The organism is Acinetobacter oleivorans DR1 (assembly GCF_000196795.1).
Classification (GTDB): Bacteria; Pseudomonadota; Gammaproteobacteria; order Pseudomonadales; family Moraxellaceae; genus Acinetobacter; species Acinetobacter oleivorans.
This window is the reverse complement of record NC_014259.1, coordinates 374,531-393,294: the sequence shown is the minus strand read 5'-3', so window position 1 is coordinate 393,294 and position 18,764 is coordinate 374,531. Positions and strand designations below refer to the sequence as shown.

General features: G+C 36.3%; 19 protein-coding genes. 10 read left to right on the top strand and 9 right to left on the bottom strand.

The window, feature by feature from the left end; translation table 11 throughout:
• Positions 1-68: 68 nt before the first annotated feature.
• The 3 genes from AOLE_RS01835 to AOLE_RS01825 form a co-directional block, all read right to left on the bottom strand.
• Positions 69-1,343 carry a Glu/Leu/Phe/Val family dehydrogenase gene (locus AOLE_RS01835; RefSeq protein ID WP_013196743.1) on the bottom strand — a complete coding sequence of 425 codons (1,275 nt, stop codon included), beginning with the start codon at positions 1,341-1,343 and terminating at the stop codon, positions 69-71.
• 1,038 nt (positions 1,344-2,381) lie between these two features.
• Positions 2,382-3,809 (bottom strand): amino acid permease, encoded by a 1,428-nt coding sequence (locus AOLE_RS01830; RefSeq protein ID WP_013196742.1) that lies wholly within the window; start codon positions 3,807-3,809, stop codon positions 2,382-2,384.
• Between the two features lie 413 nt (positions 3,810-4,222).
• Positions 4,223-5,500 (bottom strand): hypothetical protein, encoded by a 1,278-nt coding sequence (locus tag AOLE_RS01825; RefSeq protein ID WP_013196741.1) that lies wholly within the window; start codon positions 5,498-5,500, stop codon positions 4,223-4,225.
• Between the two features lie 127 nt (positions 5,501-5,627).
• Between AOLE_RS01825 and AOLE_RS01820 the strand changes: the two genes are divergently transcribed.
• Entirely contained in the window at positions 5,628-6,416 is a 789-nt protein-coding gene (locus tag AOLE_RS01820) for a class I SAM-dependent methyltransferase (RefSeq protein WP_013196740.1), read from the top strand.
• A 26-nt stretch (positions 6,417-6,442) separates the two neighbouring features.
• On the top strand, positions 6,443-6,976 hold the full coding sequence (locus AOLE_RS01815) for a hypothetical protein (RefSeq protein ID WP_023274370.1): 534 nt from the start codon (positions 6,443-6,445) through the stop codon (positions 6,974-6,976).
• Positions 6,977-7,028: 52 nt separating this feature from the next.
• Here the strand turns inward: AOLE_RS01815 and AOLE_RS01810 are convergent, their stop codons facing one another.
• Positions 7,029-7,592: a hypothetical protein gene (locus tag AOLE_RS01810; RefSeq protein WP_013196738.1), complete on the bottom strand. Its 564-nt coding sequence runs from the start codon at positions 7,590-7,592 to the stop codon at positions 7,029-7,031.
• A 139-nt stretch (positions 7,593-7,731) separates the two neighbouring features.
• Entirely contained in the window at positions 7,732-8,199 is a 468-nt protein-coding gene (locus AOLE_RS01805) for a Holliday junction resolvase-like protein (RefSeq protein ID WP_002116954.1), read from the bottom strand.
• Positions 8,200-8,357: 158 nt separating this feature from the next.
• On the opposite strand from AOLE_RS01805, the gene AOLE_RS01800 reads away from it, so the two are divergent.
• The 5 genes from AOLE_RS01800 (at position 8,358) to AOLE_RS01780 (ending at position 13,857) form a co-directional block, all read left to right on the top strand.
• On the top strand, positions 8,358-9,002 hold the full coding sequence (locus AOLE_RS01800; protein WP_013196737.1) for a ParA family protein: 645 nt from the start codon (positions 8,358-8,360) through the stop codon (positions 9,000-9,002).
• Between the two features lie 124 nt (positions 9,003-9,126).
• Positions 9,127-10,245, top strand: a complete 1,119-nt coding sequence (locus AOLE_RS01795; protein WP_013196736.1) for an AI-2E family transporter — start codon at positions 9,127-9,129, stop codon at positions 10,243-10,245.
• Positions 10,246-10,371: 126 nt separating this feature from the next.
• On the top strand, positions 10,372-10,941 hold the full coding sequence (gene sodC / locus AOLE_RS01790) for a superoxide dismutase family protein (protein WP_081399247.1): 570 nt from the start codon (positions 10,372-10,374) through the stop codon (positions 10,939-10,941).
• 203 nt (positions 10,942-11,144) lie between these two features.
• The gene (gene yccS, locus AOLE_RS01785) at positions 11,145-13,295 is read left to right on the top strand and encodes a YccS family putative transporter (RefSeq protein WP_013196734.1); all 2,151 of its coding nucleotides are present in this window, start codon (positions 11,145-11,147) and stop codon (positions 13,293-13,295) included.
• 25 nt (positions 13,296-13,320) lie between these two features.
• Positions 13,321-13,857, top strand: a complete 537-nt coding sequence (locus AOLE_RS01780) for a hypothetical protein (protein WP_013196733.1) — start codon at positions 13,321-13,323, stop codon at positions 13,855-13,857.
• A gap of 37 nt (positions 13,858-13,894) precedes the next feature.
• Here the strand turns inward: AOLE_RS01780 and craA are convergent, their stop codons facing one another.
• Together craA and AOLE_RS01770 are read right to left on the bottom strand one after the other, a co-directional pair.
• Positions 13,895-15,124, bottom strand: a complete 1,230-nt coding sequence (gene craA, locus AOLE_RS01775; RefSeq protein ID WP_013196732.1) for a chloramphenicol efflux MFS transporter CraA — start codon at positions 15,122-15,124, stop codon at positions 13,895-13,897.
• Positions 15,125-15,492: 368 nt separating this feature from the next.
• Positions 15,493-15,858, bottom strand: a complete 366-nt coding sequence (locus AOLE_RS01770) for a hypothetical protein (RefSeq protein WP_013196731.1) — start codon at positions 15,856-15,858, stop codon at positions 15,493-15,495.
• Between the two features lie 224 nt (positions 15,859-16,082).
• Between AOLE_RS01770 and AOLE_RS01765 the strand changes: the two genes are divergently transcribed.
• Together AOLE_RS01765 and AOLE_RS01760 are read left to right on the top strand one after the other, a co-directional pair.
• Positions 16,083-16,670 carry an NAD(P)H-dependent oxidoreductase gene (locus AOLE_RS01765; protein ID WP_013196730.1) on the top strand — a complete coding sequence of 196 codons (588 nt, stop codon included), beginning with the start codon at positions 16,083-16,085 and terminating at the stop codon, positions 16,668-16,670.
• A gap of 13 nt (positions 16,671-16,683) precedes the next feature.
• Entirely contained in the window at positions 16,684-16,998 is a 315-nt protein-coding gene (locus AOLE_RS01760) for a putative quinol monooxygenase (protein WP_013196729.1), read from the top strand.
• A 47-nt stretch (positions 16,999-17,045) separates the two neighbouring features.
• Here AOLE_RS01760 and AOLE_RS01755 read toward each other — a convergent pair whose 3' ends face one another.
• Positions 17,046-17,414, bottom strand: coding sequence for a hypothetical protein (locus AOLE_RS01755; protein ID WP_013196728.1), 369 nt, complete (start codon positions 17,412-17,414; stop codon positions 17,046-17,048).
• Positions 17,415-17,600: 186 nt separating this feature from the next.
• On the opposite strand from AOLE_RS01755, the gene AOLE_RS01750 reads away from it, so the two are divergent.
• Positions 17,601-18,389 carry a xanthine permease gene (locus AOLE_RS01750; protein ID WP_013196727.1) on the top strand — a complete coding sequence of 263 codons (789 nt, stop codon included), beginning with the start codon at positions 17,601-17,603 and terminating at the stop codon, positions 18,387-18,389.
• 13 nt (positions 18,390-18,402) lie between these two features.
• Here the strand turns inward: AOLE_RS01750 and AOLE_RS01745 are convergent, their stop codons facing one another.
• A complete protein-coding gene (locus tag AOLE_RS01745) occupies positions 18,403-18,720 on the bottom strand; it encodes a hypothetical protein (RefSeq protein WP_013196726.1) in 318 nt (105 codons plus the stop codon).
• Positions 18,721-18,764 lie beyond the last annotated feature (44 nt).

Sequence of the window (18,764 nt, the reverse complement as noted above, 5' to 3'; positions counted from 1 at the left end):
GAACAAATAACCCTATAACATCCTTAATATTTGCTCAGACCACTTTTCCTAAAAGTAATTTCCGCAGATTAGCCCGGGAAAATACCACGCTCTTTACGAGCTTTTAAAATACGCTCACATGCCAAGATGTAAGCTGCTGTACGTAAAGTACAAGCGTTGCTATTCGCTGTGTTCCAAACGTCATCCATAGCTTGAACCATCAATTTGTCTAAACGCTCATTGATTTCTTCTTCAGTCCAGAAGTAGCTCGCCATGTCTTGAACCCATTCGAAGTAACTTACAGTTACACCGCCGGCGTTACATACAACGTCAGGTACTACAACAATGCCACGCTCAACTAATACGTCTTCAGCTTTAGGATAAGTCGGGCCGTTCGCACCTTCTAAAATCAACTTAGCTTTAAGTTTTTCAGCACGTTCAACTGTGATTTGACCTTCTAACGCAGCAGGAATAATGATGTCTACATCTGCAGTCCAGAAATCTTCATCAGCAATTGCTTGCGCGCCAGCGAAACCACCAACACCACCTTGGTTTGCATTTACGTGTTCACGTAATGCAACAAGATCAATACCATCAGCATTGAAAATTGTGCCAGTGTGATCTTGAACGTGAGTGATTTTTGCTTTTGATTCAACAAATAAGAAAGCAGCTTCACTACCTACGTTACCAAAACCTTGAACAGCGATTTTCGCGCCTTCAATTGGTAAATTGATTTTTGCAGCTACTTCGCGACCTGTAACGAATACACCGCGACCAGTCGCTTTAACACGACCTAAAGAGCCACCTAAGTGAACTGGCTTACCAGTTACAACACCAGTTACTGTGTAACCTTGGCTTGTAGAGTAAGTATCCATCATCCAACCCATGATATTGGCATTTGTACCAACGTCTGGAGCTGGGATATCTTTTTGAGGCCCGATAATGTGACCGATTTCAGTCGTATAACGACGAGTTAAACGCTCTAATTCACGATTAGATAATTTACGCGGATCAACACGGATACCACCTTTTGCACCGCCAAATGGCAAATTCAAAACAGCAGTTTTAATTGTCATCCATGCAGATAACGCCATAACTTCGTTCAAATCAACATTCGGATGGTAACGAACACCACCTTTACCAGGACCACGAGACAAGTTGTGTTGTACACGGTAGCCTTCAAAGTGCTGAATAGAACCGTCATCCATTACAATTGGCACGTCTACAATAAGTGCACGTTTTGGACGTTTTAAAGTGTCGATAAACTCAGCTAAGTGGTCTAAGTACGGAGCAACACGGTCAATTTGTGCCAAGTAAGTTTGCCATGCATCGCTGTGTTCGTTTACGTATGAAAGATCTGACATCTTTTTTCCTATATACCTTCATAGACTCAGATTTGATAAATCTGTAATCTTTATTATTTAGCAACTAAAACCCTGAAATAACAGTGCCTTAGTTTATTTACTAAATCTTTTGCTCTTCTAAAGCATCAGATTTTTTAAATTCCATTTGTTGGTACTAAAAGTACGATCTACTTTTATATACCGATATCTTTTACAAGTTTTCTTTTGTCTAAATTGCTGTTTATAAAGAGAGTTTTATAAAAGCAAAAAACTAGCCACAACCCACTAAAACCAGCCGGCTGAAATATAAATACAAAAGAAGTGACATAACCGTTTGGGAGTTAAAAAGAACTATGATTTACAAAAACCATGAGTCCATAAAATTTTTTTGACTAATCGATAGATCCCTCCATTAGTCTTTTTAAAATAAACTTTGTTCAATAATCCTACAGATTAATTATTTCCACACATACTGCTTAAAATTAAGCCGCAACATAGATATAAAATCTTCCAATAAATATAGCATAGAGCAAGCTCATTTAGAACATTTTAAAATAAATAAGAAGAGAAAAAATAATCAAATCGAACTGACATTTATAATAAAAAAACAACAAATATTAAAAAACCCTTAACTTTAATAAAAAAATATTATAGAAAACAAACAACCATAAATACAAAAAATGTAAATATTTTTATTAATATATAACAATAACTTAATAACTTTCATTTTTTAAAAAACTATCAAAAAATTATCTATTCTTCACATTAAATCCATATTGCGTTCATTCAACCCTTATATTCCAAAAAACTAAAAACAGCTCTCTATTAAATAACAAGACTAAACATAGACTTAATCAAATATTTATAATAAATAAATATTAATAAAAATCCGATCAGTGGTAAATTTATAAAACAATATTTGTTTTTATGATCAAAAATAAAAATTCATTTTTAAAAAAAATATATAAAATCCACCCTTTTCTAATTTCCTACAGGCAATAAAAAAGCCCCAAATGGGGCCTTTAGACTATGCTTCAGAAAGCATATCTTTGCTTAGCTCTACATCACATCTTTCTTGTGATAAAAAATGAAATAGCTCGCATAACACACAAGAATGAAAACAATACAGCAGATAAAGCCAACCTGCATCGAAGGATCGAATACCATGCTAATACAAGTAATAGCACAGAACAAACCACCCACGATTGGAGTTAAAGGAAATAAAGGAGCAGCAAAACGCAAATCTTTTGCAGTCTTACCTGATTTATACCACTGTCTACGGAAGTTGAATTGAGATACGCAAATTGCAATCCACACTACAACCATGGTGAAAGCAGCAACACCCAATAAATTCTTAAAAATAGTTTCAGGTGCAAATTGCTCTGAAAGTAACCCTGGTATAGCACCCAGCATTGTGACCACAATAGCTACAATAGGTGTTCCTGAAGGTGTAAGTTTAGAAAAGATTTTTGGTAATTGGTTCTTTGCAGAAAGCGACCACATCATACGTGAAGCAGCAAACAAACCAGAATTTGCAGCAGAGAGTAAAGCCGTAATAATCACAAAGCGAATAATATCTTCGGCATATGGGATACCAATATAATTAAACACAGTCACAAAAGGACTATTACTCACCTCATTACCACTTAAACCAGCAAGCTGGAATGGTAACAATGAACTAATTACAACAATTGTGCCGACAAAGAAAATCAGTAGTCGCCAAATAGCAGCATTGATTGCTTTAGGAACTGTCTGTGCTGGATTCTCTGCCTCCCCAGCTGCCACACCAATTAATTCTGTACCCGAAAAAGCAAAATTAACAATCAGCATGGTTGTAAAAATTGGAAATAACCCATGTGGGAACCAGCCTTGGGCAGTTAAATTGCTAAACAACGGCGCAGTTTCGTGTCCGTGATAAGGAATGAAGCCAAAAATCGCCAGCAAACCCAAGCCAATAAAAAAGATAATTGTGACAACTTTCACAAGTGCCAGCCAAAACTCTGACTCGGCAAATAATCGCGTTGAACTAATATTAATGAAAAAAACCAAGGCACCAAAACATAGCGTCCAAGCCCAAACCGAAGTAGAAGGAAACCACTCCCGAACCAGTAAAGCTGCGGCGGTAAATTCAGTTCCTAAAGTCGCGGTCCAAGTTAACCAATATAACCAAGTGATCATATAGCCCGTACCCGGACCAATATAGCGACGAGCGTACTCACCGAATGATCCTGATTCTGGTACATGTACCGCAAGCTCACCAAGACATAACATCACGGTATAGGCAATTAAACCGCCTAAAAAATAAGAAATAATTGCGCCAATTGGGCCAGCTTGGGAAATTACATCACCCGACCCTAAAAAAAGACCTGTACCTATGGCACCGCCAAGGGAGATCATCACCAAATGTCGAGTACTCATTGCTCGTTTCAAAGGTGCAGAACTTCCATGTTGCGATGCATCATTATTCCGATAATTTAATGATTGCATATAAAAAACTGTAACGACAATTTAGTAAAAAATCATTTTAGGAGAAAAAAATAAATATGCAATTATCTTTGAATAGTGAACTTATTTTAAGCAGCCCCATCCTCTTTAAATAAAATAAATAACAAAAACATAATGTTATAAAAAAACATCGTTATTTATGTATTTTAATTAACCTGGCACTATTTCTATAATTTATATATTAATAAAACCCATTTATTTTAAAATATAGTATTTATATTCACCACTAGCTATATCTACTTTTAATACAATAAATATTCGTAGAACAAACACACTATTTATTTAAATAATGAATTTCAAATTAATATACAAATAAGTTTATGAAAAAATATTTTTTAAGCAAAAAATAAAGCTCAAACCTTAAGGTCTGAGCTTTATTTAACCACTATAAAGTTTTAAAAGCTGATCGAGACTAGTTGTTCAGTCGGCTGAATTGAACCTTCTATAAATTCACACATCCCATGTTCATCACAAGATAAATTTAATTGCTTATAGCTGATTGCAAAACAGTCGGAATATTTTTTGACTACAAACGGACTCATATCAGATGATAAAGGCTCGTCGTGCTTGAACAATTTAATGACTTTGCGATCATTCATTCCTAACAAATAAGTTTCATTATTTAATTTAATATGCACTACACCAGTGTGTTCAGCCACAATTGGAATTAAATAAGACTTATTCGCCAGCAGAACATCTAGAGCATAACTTTCAAACTTTGAATTAATGAGGTTGAATACCAAAATTGAGCCAAAGCTGGTCTGCAATCCTTCGTTATAATTTGCAGCATCCTGAATTCGCTGTACTTTAATACCTAACTTTTGAAAGTCTAGCTCAGTTGCTTGCTGTGTCTTTATCAGACTACGAGTAATAGCCTGTTTAAGAGGGTTATCAAAATAACGCTCATCAAGCTGAAAATCATTTTGGCGTAATATTTTTAACAACATGTCATCATGATGTGAAAGTACATGCGCAAGTACATTACGGAAGTAAAACTTACTTTGCTTTTTGACCTTGCGAACCTGCTGATAAAAATAAATTTCATCAAATTCATGTTCAATAAAATCATGCAACAAACTTGAGCTTGCCAGTACAGACAATGCTTCATGACCAGTAAATGGCAAATGAATCGTATGTAAGTTTGGTAAGAGCTCTTTTATTTTTAGATAATGTTCACGATCAGTTGAAAAATAAGGGTCATAAACAATGACGTATTCACGTGCTGCATCGACATCTTGCGACTGGATCTGCATGTCTTTATTTGCCACAGCATCGAAAAACTCGGCATAGCGTCGGTCTTCAACCTGCTCAGGATCAATTGAATATTGAGGCACGAATGCAATCACACGATTCATATTCAATAAATTAGAATATTTGATTGCTGCATAGCCGCCCATCGAACCGCCATAACCCACAATATTTTTAAAGCCTTCTAGAATAGGCGAAATCGCTTTTGCCAGCTCAATCATGCTCGCTTGAGGAAACCATGATTTTTGTTTTGGCATTACCCCAATAATATTATATTGGTATTTAATTAGGGACTTTTCAGCATTGATAGATAAGCCACTCGCTCGGGTAATCAAATCGCCAAAAGAGAGAACCAATGTATTAGAATCGCCTGGTAAAAAAATGGCTCTAATGTGTTCGTCTTCAAAAATAATTTGCTTATCCATGCTCACACCGAAAGAAAATTTACTCCCACATACAACGTCAAAAATGAAACAAAATAGGTGTTTTGCCAATTTATGATTGCGGAGTATCTTATTTTATAGATGCCAGTCAGATTAAAAAGCGCAAAATATGACACAATCCTTACATCCTGCCGCTCAAAAAGGATTCAGCTCAGCTGCTGAACTATATCAGCAAGTTAGACCTAATTATCCCGCAGAAATAGTAAGTTGGCTGCAAAATTGCCTACAAATACAGGAAAACTCTACTGTTATCGATCTTGGATCGGGTACTGGCAAATTCTTACCCTACTTAAAACAAACACATGCAGATGTTATTGCAGTTGAGCCAATTGGCGAGATGTTACAGCAGCTTCAACAAGTTTATACTGATATCAAAACATTACAGGCTTTTAGCCATTCAATTCCTGTAGAAGACCATGAAATTGATGCCATTATTTGTGCGCAATCTTTCCACTGGTTTGACAACCTTGATACCCTAACAGAAATGTATAGAGTATTAAAACCACAAGGACATTTAGGACTTGTTTGGAATCAACGCGACGAGCGTACGGATTGGGTGAGAGCCTTAGCTGATTTTCTACTTCCACTTGAAGGAGACACGCCGCGTTACCATAGTGAAAAGTGGAAACGTGTGTTTGAACAACAAGATTTATTCGTATTTGATAGCCTACAAACATTTACACAGTCGCAATGCGGTCCTGTCGAACAAGTCGTGAGTAAACGTTTGCTCTCTACGAGTTTTATTGCTGCAATGACTGAAAAAGATCAGTTACAACTCAAAGCACAGTTTGAAAAAATTGTTTATGATTTTACGGGATTAGGTCCTCAAGATCAGATTGATTTTCCATATGTCACATATGCATATCACTTTCAGAAAAGTACGTTACCCGTTAAATAATTAGTGAATAGGTTTGGTTGAAAGTTATGAAGAAGAAAACACCTCAAGTCATATTAATGTCTTTGCTTTGCTCTAGCCTATTACTTACTGCTTGTAAAAAAGCGGATGAGCCTGCTAAGACGGAGCAACCGTCTGCCACCTCATCTACAGATCAGGTTTTAGAAAAACTAAATGAAAGACCGGTTAAGACGTTCCCTGCTACTGCTGATGATGCACACGATATTGCACTTTTAGAAGACTATGACCGCCGCTTTACAGAAATGAGCGACGAGATGGAAAATGAGTTAGCAAAAATGCATGAAGCGGGAACACTCACAACAGATTTTGAGCAAAAACGTACACTCGATAATGTGCGCTCTGCTCTAACCATGTTAAAAGATTTAGATTTAAAAACTGAGCAAGGCCGTTACATTCAGGGACTACTTTATCAATATTGGGAAAACCAAGAAAAACACTATAGCGATAAGCACGCGACTAAAGATGAACAGATCAATGATCTTGCCGACTATTTACAAGCGCAAAATCAATTAAAATATTGGAAAGCATCGCAACAGAAATAAGTATTAATTTACTTATAAAAAAGCCTTCATATTTATGAAGGCTTTTTTCAAATTATATATTTTGCTTTTCAACCCAATGAATTGCCTGAACACGGAATAATTCACATGCACCATCACCCGTGTCGGTTGGCGTAAGTGAAGATTTCCAGACTAAGTTTTTGTCTTTAATCTCGACAAGATCCCCTTTTAGATAAACGAGATCACCACGTTTAACTTGTTTAATCTGCTGAGCAATTTCAGGGTTTGCAGGAATGATGTGCATGTTAGACACCATTTGCATTGCTTGCTCTGCTGGAACAGGTAATTTAGGAATTTTCCAGTTTAAATAGCGGTCATATTGTTTCACTGAAATATGACGTGCAATTTCAGGCTGTGCAAACAATCCCCAACTTACCGCATAGTCGATAGGAGAAAATTTAGCTTGTTCATCATTTTGATAAACTTTTGAACCCAAGATTCTGAAATTTCCTTGAAAAGGCTGTAACACAGAAATAGATTGATCTTTTTCTATCGGGTTCAAACCATTGGCAATATTATATTCACTTGAGGTCGATGCAAATGCTGAACTCATGCCAATAGCAGTCAGCAAGCCCATCATCAAACATTGTTTTTTCATCGCGTTACACCTCAAATATTGCTAGATCAAAGTGAATAGATCTTCAATTTATAGTAGCCTTAAGTGATGAAAAAAATATCGGAATTTAGTAACAATACAGATCAATTTCGTCTATTTTTGTGCTGAATTAAACAGCTTGTTAATCTTCAAAATCTATTCTCAAAGTTTCAAAACGAACCTTGCCTTGTTGGACCGCTTGTGCAATCGCTTGCTGACCTTTAGTGAGCCTTGCACCGCCACTTTTTACATCAAGTAGAATAATATTAATGTCTTCTGCCGTACCATCACCATCACGGAAATCGGTATATCCATCAAAAATAATATAGTCCACCGGATCGCCCATGAATTTTGCATCGCTGGGTAAATACTGAAATTCAGGCAAAACTGGAGCAAATTGTTCTGCCATTTTTCCTTTCAACACCGCACGGCTTGTATTTACACTTCTCTTTTGTGCTTGAGTAAGAGCTTGTTGATGCTCTAATTCAAGTTCAGCAATATATTGTTCATATTCAGCCTTAATTCGGCCATTCCGAGTGTTTGATAAAATAAGAGTAGTGATAATGATGCCAATTCCAGCACCAATAAGCATGGCAAGCCATACAGACATAAATTTTCCTTAAAAAGCGCGAATTAAGATTACAGATCTAATCATATCTAAAATAACGAAACAGCTTAAACTTTTGTCAAATGTGGTCATCTCCTTCACATAAAAAGATGCTAAGGTATAAAACATAAACAAATGTGCTGCTGAAAATAATTGGATTTATGAAAACGATACTTATTGCAAATCAAAAGGGCGGATGCGGAAAAACCATGACGGCCATTACGTTGGCAACAGCATTGGCACAAAAAGGATATAAAGTAGCATTAGCAGATTCGGACAATCAAAAATCGGCTTTACAGTGGTTAAAACAGCGCCCCGATGGCGTCGCAAAAATTCAAAGCCTCGACTGGCGTCACGAAAAATCAATTGGTGACGCGCCTAAAAATCTGGATTATTTAATTATTGATGCGCCTGGTGCACTTTCAGGTGAACATGCTGAGCAACTCATTAGTGAAGCTCATGCCATTATTACTCCACTTCAGCCTTCATTTTTTGATATAGACAGTACTCGTCGCTTTTTAAAGCATTTACAAGATATTAAGCGTATTCGTAAAGGCAAAGTTCAGATTTTACTTCTTGCAAATCGCGTAAAACCAAACAGTGCCAGCTCAAAAGATATTCAACAGTTTTTTGAAAAAATTGAACAGGAACCTGTTGCATGGATTGCTGAACGCACTGCATATGGCAGCTTAGCAATGCAAGGCTTAAGTATTTTTGATAAGCCTCAAAAAAACTTTATTACGATTCAAAATCAATGGCAACCTGTTCTAAACAAGTTAGTTGAAGATAAAGCTGAGTGGTTTTAAATAACTTTTAGTCTCTAAAAAGAGATGTATAAGGTTCTTTACATTGCGGCCTTAAAATTTGCCTCAGGTTATTTTTCAGTTAATATGACTTTATTCTATGTAGAAAATTAGAGAAATATTGTTCGTGCATCCATACGCTCCTAATTTACAGCGCGTTTTATTGTTTGGGCTGTTTTTTATTTTGATTTTTTTAGGATTTAATATCCTGAAATACTTTATTGTTCCTGTACTTTGGGCTGCCATCATTGCTTATATGACTTGGCCTATTTATTTAAGAATTCAACGTTTTTTTGGAGAAACCCGTAATACTTTAAATGCAACTCTAATGATTAGTCTGGTCATTTTGGTTGTTGGCGTCCCTTTTACATGCGCTATTTTCATTTTGCAGCATGAAGGCCGCAACTTATATTTTGACTTACAACGTCAAGTTTTTTCAGGTCATTTAAGTGTTCCTGATTTTATTCGTGATCTTCCTTTTGTTGGAAAAGAAATTTCTCGTACACTCAATGAGTTAAATAACGACCCTAATAGCACGATTCAAAATGTTGCAGCTTGGGTACAAAGCCATTTAAGTTATGGCCGTGTACTGCTCGGTGAAATTAGTAAAAATATTGTCAAACTTGGCTTTGCCGTATTTAGCCTATTTTTCTTCTACCGTGATGGTCAAATGATTTTATCTCAGGTGAGTAAAGCCTTAGAAATGGTTATAGGCCCTCGTATTCACCATTATCTCGATACGATCTCTGAAACGACTCGTGCTGTAGTCTATGGCGTGGGTTTAACTGCAATTGCTCAAGCTGTTTTAGCTGGATTAAGTTATTTCGTAGCAGGTGTCCCTAACCCAATGGTACTTACAATTGCTACTTTCTTATTGGCTTTAATTCCATTTGGTACACCCATCTCCTATTTAGGGGTCGGTCTATGGTTGTTCTCTCAGGGACAAACTATGGAAGCAATTGGTGTAGTGGTTTGGGGTGTAGTGATTGTTAGTAGCTCAGATAATGTGATTCGACCACTTGTGATTTCTGGTGCCACAAAAATTCCATTCTTATTAATCATGTTTGGTGTGTTGGGCGGTATTGCTAGTTTTGGATTAGTAGGTTTATTTATTGGACCTGTAATTCTAGCTATTTTATTGGCAATTTGGCGTGAATGGTTACATGAAACCATTGAGCCTGAACCTATGCCTAAAACGACTATGATTTATGATTCTGAAAGTGAATCTTCTAACGATAAAGAGTGATCCTATTTATTTAATTTAAAAATGTTTCTAGATACAAATTAACTATTTAAATTAACTTGTAGGTTAAACCTTCGTTTGTTTGAATCAAATAATCATATATATTTATAAGGACATCCCATCATGCAGATGTTTAATAAAATTGGTGCAATCTGTGCGCTTACAGCTTTTTTTACGGTTGGCTGTAGTTCAGTCACAAAAACTGTATCAGATACAGCTCAAGCATTAACGACAATGCATACGAAAAAAGTGGTCGATGTAAATGAAGTGACTGCCGCTGGTATTGGTAAAAAATTAGGTACGATTAGCTTTCAAGATAGCGACAAAGGTTTAATTATTACGCCTGCTCTAGCTGACTTACCAAGTGGTACACGCGGCTTCCATATTCATGAAAATGCCTCTTGTGAACCAGCTGTAAAAGATGGGAAACTGGGTGCTGCCTTAGCTGCTGGTAGTCACTACAACCCGAATCAAGCTCCTCATCACGGTACTCCAACAACTGGCCACTTAGGTGATTTACCTGCTTTAGTAGTCGATAATACTGGTGTTGCAACGACTGCTGTAATCGCACCTCGATTGAAACTTGCTGATCTTCAAGGTCGAGCTATCATGATTCATGCGGGTGGTGATAACTACTCAGACTCACCTCTTCCTCTCGGTGGTGGCGGAGCACGAATTGCATGTGGTGTGATTAAATAATTTATGTCTTTTTCAAATTGTGGGTATCTAAAAAGATATCCACAATTTTGTTAATTTATTGATCGTTACAACTTGATTTAAGCCTAATAAAATCTTAAAAAATGACTGACTTTTGTAGATAAAAAGAATAATATTTTTGAAGTAATAAAAATTTAAAGTTACATACTGCTTTCTCACGTATTCTCTAATTTAGAACAAAAGCCGTGAACTATCTGACCCAAATATTTAATAGTTTTAAGACGAACTCCATTTTAATTTATTGCCTGCAAATTTTGATTGTACTCACAGGCACAACTTTGGGTTTACTTTGGCTAGGCCATAACGAACTCATCGTTCCTGTGACTTTAGGTGCGATTGCAGCAGCGTTAACCGACTTTGATGATCGTTTAAGTATTCGATTACGTAACTTGGTTTACGTCTGCCTCCTCTTTTTTACAGTCAGTAGTATTCTTGGCTTTTTAGCTCCCTACAAAATTTTCTTTATTTTATATCTTTCTCTTTCTAGTGCTTTTTTCATTTTATTAGGCGCTTTAGGGCAACGTTATGCCACAATTTCGTTTGGCACTATTTTGCTTTCCATTTATAGCATGTTCGGTTTAGGAGAATATGCGCACTGGTACCAACAACCCACCTACTTTGTTTATGGTGCTTTGTGGTACGGCTTTACATCTATTTTATTTTTTATTATTAAACCGACCCTTCCCTTACAAGATAAGCTCTCACAAATTTTTAAAGAAATTTCTGTTCTACTACAAGCAAAAGCACGTTTGTTTGATCCCGACAATAAAGAGAATGTTGAACAACTTTTATATGAACTGTCCTTACAAAATACGCAAGTTGCTCAAAGTCTCAATCAAATACGCAGCTCCCTGCTCACTCGACTCAAGGCTTCACGGGTCAGTAATAAAAGTATTTATTGGCTAAACCTGTATTTTTTTGCGCGGGACATTCACGAACAAGCAACCTCTAATTATTTACATTACGAACATATTCAACAGAACTTCAGTCGTAGTGATCTTATTTTCCGTTTCCAAAAAAACCTACGCCTACAAGCACAAGCGTGCCAAGATCTAGCTCAATGTATTTTGCATAATCGACCATCTCAGCCTTCGCAAGAAAGCCGGACGGTATTAAACCATTTGGAGAGTTCTTTAAAGGACTGGATACAGCAGCATCCTCAAAACTTTGAAGTTAAAAATTTAAGACTTATTTTTGATAATTTAAAAGGGATGCATGAACAGTTTGAACAACTACAATATGCACAGCCTTTCCCTGAAAATAATACCCAAACAAGACAAGAGCACTTAAATTTACTTGATGATGATATTCAAGGGTTTTCAGATCTGATCTTAAAACTCAGGCAACAACTTACACCACAGTCAGCCTTATTTAGACATGCCATACGAATTGCAGTCGTTTTCGCCGCAGGTTATGCCATTTCATTATTACCATTTGCTCAGCATGGCTATTGGATTTTACTGACTAGTTTATTTGTCTGCCAAATCACTTATTTTGCGACTAAAAGCCGTCTTAAACTAAGAACCATTGGCACCTTACTCGGTGTCTTATTAGGAATACCTATTCTATATTTTGTACCGAGTATTGAAGGTCAGCTCATCATTACGATTATTTGCGGAGTCTGCTTTTTCTATTTACGACAAAAGAAATATGCATTGGCGACGCTTATGGCCACCCTGATGGTGCTGTTAATTTTTAACTTAAAAGGTGCTGGCTACAGCATTATTTTGCCTCGTCTTATAGATACGCTATTAGGCTGTTTTATTGCATGGCTTGCCGTAAACTTTATTTGGCCTGATTGGAACTTCCGCAATATTCCTAACAATATTAAGAAAAGTAGCAAAGCGACCTTAGATTATTTCAATGTGATTGTTGAGCAATATCAATATGGCAAAAATCAGGATATAGAATACCGCCGAATTCGTCGGGCTGCCCATAATGCTCAAATCGAGCTATCGAACATGATCTCGAGTTTAAGTGCTGAACCCAATCCAAATCCTCAGCTCATTCATTACGCTTTTCGCTATTTAGTTTATAGCCACAGCCAACTGAGCTATGTGGCAGCGTTAGGTAGCCAACGGCAGAAAATTGAGGATCAACAGGTATTACAGCTCTTACTGGATTGTCAGCACATTCTTAATCAGAGTTTATTTGAACAAGCTTCTGTTGACTTTAATTTTCTTGAGCGAACTTTAAAACAAATTCAAAATCTAACAACTCATGAGCACTTTTCGGAAAGCTATACTCTAGTCTTAAAACAAATGAGTTTACTATTAGAAACCCTACCTGAACTCTTAACTTTAAAAGGTCAGCTTTTAGAACAAGAGATTAAATAGCTATAACACTTTATTGAGGATAAAAATGTACTTTCCAAAGATATATAAATTTCTTTCTGCCACTTTTTTATTGCTGAGTAGCACATCATATGCATTTGAAATAAATGATTTAAAAAAGATTATAGAGTGTCAATCAGATCAAGAAACTTATACCAGTTTTGCTTCTGAATATGATGAAAATTTATCAGCGCTTGGCTTTAAAAGAATTGAAGATTCAGACCAACCTTTCATTTATTTATATAAAACTAATCAACCCATTGAACTGTTTGGTTTAAAGACAAACGAAATTGCCCTAGCTGGTCAAGGTATAACTGCCGTTTTTCGTAATGTAAATGTTCAACAACTTTCAAAGAAATTTAATATTCCTCAGCATCCAGACTTTAAAACATTACCTTTTTTTAGAGGTGTTCGCACTGTCAAGACAGAACCTGCAACAGCAGATTCTTTTACTGTTTATCATAATCTCAACTTATCAGAAATGACCGGAAAAAGTCCGATGACATTATTAGGTTGTACTTATGAAACAGACCGCGAGGAAATGGAAAAAATGTTAAAAGAATAGCTAAAAAAACCGGAATATCGATTCCGGTATTTTTAATTTAATCATTTCCTTCGAGCTTTCTTTCTTGCATTTCCTGCTTTAAAGCACTTCGTGGTTGAGTAAACCAAAGAGCAATAAAGGTAAATGCAGATAATACAAAGGCCCATAAATGAAATTGCGTATAGAGGTAACGTACCAGCTCAATCATTGCAAAGAAGCTCATCATCAATAGCATCGAAACGGCCGCTGCAACAGTTCCTTTTGATACTTCAGATGACATGAGTGCAAAGCGATATAAAACTGAAAAACTAATTCCCTCACCAAAACAGATGAGCGTCATGCCTGTAAGCAAACAAGGAATTAAATCGGTTTGCCACACCACTCCTAATATTAAAATGAGTGTCCCAATCAACATAATCGGCAAGCCAATTAGAATAGTTTTACCTAAAGCTAGACGGTCAATAATTTTAATTAAGACAATGTTACCTACAATAAGACCAACAAATACTGGAAATTGAGCCAAGCCATATTGCACACTAGTGAGCTTTAACTCATCTACCAAAATGATTGGAGATAAAGCAATCCAAAGCATTAAAGGCATGCCCACCAACGGTAAGGCAAGACTTAAGCCTAAAAAACGGCGATTAGTAAACACCTTTTTAAAATCATCAAAAAGATAACTAAAAGGTTGTCGAGTTACACTGGCTTGCTGACTTGGCATCTGTTTTTTCAAACCGACCCAACTGAGTAATGCCAATACAGCAATGGCGACAAAGCCCCAATGCCAAGACACATAATCAATTAAAAAGGCTCCAAGTACAGGCCCCAGCAATGGTGCAAGCAACGAGATATTTGCCATGAGTGCCATAACTTTAATTGCATCACGCTCGGCAAAACTCTCTTGAATAGCGGCATAACCGACTGCGGAGATTACAGTTAAGCCAATTCCCTGCAAAAACCTTAATGCTAGAAACTGTTCTATTTGCCGTGTTAGTAAAATTAAGAAGCAGCATAGAGCAAAAAACAAAACCCCTGCTAGCAGTACTTTTTTACGTCCAAGACGATCTGACAATGGCCCAAGTAACCACGCAACCGTAGCGCCACCTAATAAATAAAATGACATTGAAGATGGTGCCCAAGTTGCACTTACACCAAAATCTTGAGTAATAGCCAACATTGCTGGCTGAATAAGGTCATTGCCAATATAAACCGCAAATTCAAATAGCACTAAGGCCAAAGGAAACATCAACGTTGTACGGTTCAACGTTGTCGTTTGAATATTTTTCATGAGTTGTACACTTCAAAATAGCGGCCATATGTCTGTACGACTACCTATAAAATAAGATGTAGTCATGACGATGACATGTATGGTCAATCAATCTTTAGTTAAGTTGTTATATGCCGTGAGAGTGCATGTTTAGAGTGTGAAACACCGTATTCACAAGGTGTCTAAAACGAGAAAAAATATATGACGTGAGATTCGGTAATTTTTACCAATTGGCACAATTACCGAGCGCAACAATAGCACTTTTTAAATTGATCAGCAATCATGCAATTTCAAGAAGGTTAAATTTCAGTTTTTTGCACTCAAATACCCACAAATTCTTGTTGTGCACAAACTCAAAGTTATCCACATATTCGATAAAAAATTAAGCACTAAGGACAAGGATTAACTTGAAAGTCTGGGGCATCTTGTCCTTGTGTACATTGATAGCTTTGCTTTTTATTAACAATTTTCCAGACTTGCTGGTCTCGCTTTAATAAATATTCTGTACGGACTTTTGTTATCGCATCTTCGCTCGGATCTGTCTGTAAAATAGTGACTTGAGCATTAGAGGGATCCTCGGCAGCATTCATTTGCTGTGAAATATCCAAATTGTTTGCATCATTTAAAAGATCGGGCTGATCAAGTAATACCGCTTGTATCGGGCTATCAGCAAGTTGAGCAGAAGAATTTTTCGCTGGGGCACATGCTGTTAGCGTTACAAGGCTAAAAGCAATCAGCAAACTCATTTTTCTCATACATGATCTCTTAGATTTACTCAAATTTAATGCTAAAGACTACAAATAATTTTTTCCGTTCTACTTTGTAAAGTGTTCATCTTTAATGTGGAAAATAAAATGATGCATCAAATCAATATTAGTGACTTTTAATCAATAATATTTTTCCAATTCATGCATTTTTCAACAAGAGTAAATTCCTTAAAGTACACATCAAATTTAGGAATTTAATTAGAGTAACTCTCATGAGCAATATTTTAGTGATTAATGGCGCCAAACAATTTGCCCATTCAAATGGTGAATTAAATGACACGCTCACGACATTGGCAACCGACCATCTCACTGAACTAGGCCATGAAGTTCAAGTGACTCGTGCAGATAGCGACTACAATGCAGAAGCTGAAGTAGAAAAATTCTTATGGGCAGATGTTGTTATTTATCAAATGCCAGGTTGGTGGATGGGTGCACCTTGGACTGTAAAAAAATATATTGATGATGTATTTACTGTAGGTCATGGTTCACTTTACGCAAATGATGGTCGTAGCCGTTCTGATGCATCAAAAAAATATGGTTCAGGTGGTTTAATTCATGACAAAAAATATATGCTGTCACTCACTTGGAATGCACCAATGGAAGCATTTGACGATGCAGATCAGTTCTTCCACGGCGTAGGCGTAGATGGTGTTTATTTACCATTTCATAAAGCTAATCAGTTCTTAGGCATGGGCACATTACCGACTTTTATTGTAAATGACGTGATTAAAATGCCTAACGTTGATAGTTATATTGAAGAATATAAAGCACACTTAAATAGTGTTTTTGTAGCAGCTTAATAAGGAGAAATCCATGCTAACCATTATTGCAGAAATTCGCACCAAATCAGCTGGGCAGCATCGTCAAAACGTATTGGATGCTTTTCAAAAAATTATTCCAACTGTTTTAGCTGAAGATGGTTGTCATGGTTATGAACCTTTAATTGATCACAAATCAAATGCGAGCTTCCAAACTCACGAGCCTGACACGATTGTGATGTTAGAAAAATGGGAAAGTGTTGCTCATCTTGAAGCACATTTGGCTACACCTCATATGCAAGCACATCATGAAGCAGTTAAAGATGATGTCATTGATGTCAAAATTAAAATTTTAGAAAGCGGCGTATAATTTAGCCCATAAAAAAAGACGATATATTTATCGTCTTTTTTTATATTTTAAGAACAAAGCTGGGTTTGGAAACCTCTAGAGCCTTTCCCTCTCGCACACTGATAGCTTTTTTGCTTATTCTGCAACTGCCACTTTTCATCGACTAATTTAAATGCATATTCTGTTCGAATGGCAGAGATGGAGTCATCCATTAAACCTGTTTGAATGACAACAATACGAGAAACTGTTGGAGATTCTACTCGGTTAAACACTTGCTGAACTGAGGTATTGTTATGCTCTTTTACAATCTCAGGTTGAGCTTTAAGTACTTGTTGCATTGGGGTTTCGGAACCCACAAAAGGAATTAATTTACTGGTCGTCGCACACCCAGTGAAAAGTCCAGCACAGAGCGCTGAAATTAAAAATAAACGTTGCATTTTTATCACCAAAAACAAAAGGCATAGCTTTATGATGCTATGCCTTGCTCGGTTACTCTGTAGAAACTATGTAGTTCTAAGGATAGCTACTCTTTTACAGATCAAATAATTGTTCTTACTCACTCAACTTTAACGACAATCGTTTGATAAAATTAATTTCTATTACACATAACAAATAGGATCGTTATGCAACTGACTTATGCGGGACAAGTTTTCTTGGTGGTCGTTGCAGTTTTGATGATTTGGTCATTTGTACTCACCAAGTTTTGGGTCAAGCGTTTAGCTAAAAATCGTAAAAGTAGTAAGTTTGAATTTGCTTATTTATTTGCCGTGGTTTTTAGTATTAGTGCTTTATTTTTTCCATTTACTTATTGGGTTTCTCAGGCAGTCTACGGCTTAGCAACCAAACCAACTTACGATGCAACTGTAGTGAGTTATACTTCGGAATGGGTAGATACTGAACGTACCGACTCAAATGGGCGTAAATATAAAACCAAGACACTCATGCATACTGCTCAGGTTCAATTTAAAGATAATCAAAACAGAACTCTAACTTTAGACAACTCAGTTCGCTCTGGTGATGTACCTGCAGTTGGTGAACATATTACTGTTGTTTATGAATCAGGTGATCACACCGCACAAGAAAAAAGCTGGCGAACAATTCTATTGTTTGCAGCCGCTTTATTTATGCTGTTTATTTTAGGTTATGTGTTGCTCATGATTATTGCCTATAGTCTAAAGCGCGACATGGAACCCTACAAAACATTTGCTAGTACGTTAATTTTTAAAGTCACGCTTCCACTTGGAACAATGGCGATGTTTTCGACGTTGTCTTATTCTATTTTTGCCTATTTCTTTTTAGGTAATCCAAGGGATTTACCTGTGTGGGCCATTGGACTTTGTTTCTTTTTTGCTCTTAGTCTTTTACCGTTGATTTATCATATTGTGACGGGTTGGAAAGCTTACAAGAAATAATTTTTATCACTGCTTATACTTTAATTTCTGTTATATAAGCTTCTCCTATATTTTTACCTTGAAAATCTGTAATTAAATAATTTTTCATCAAAACAACTTGATCTAAAATTTGTCCAAATACAATTTTACAGACCAAAAACTCATCCAAAATTTTCTTTTCTTCATCTTTCAGATATAAGCGTATCATATGAGTTGAATCTTCTATTTTCATAAATAAAACCATACTGATATATAAATCATTATTCTTGGTGTGAAAATCCACGTAGTCAGCAGCAATATCTTTACGATGTAAGCAAATATACCCGTGACAAATAGTTTGTTTTTCTATCATTCACTCTTTCCTAACAATAAAAAAAGCGCATCTTTCGATACGCT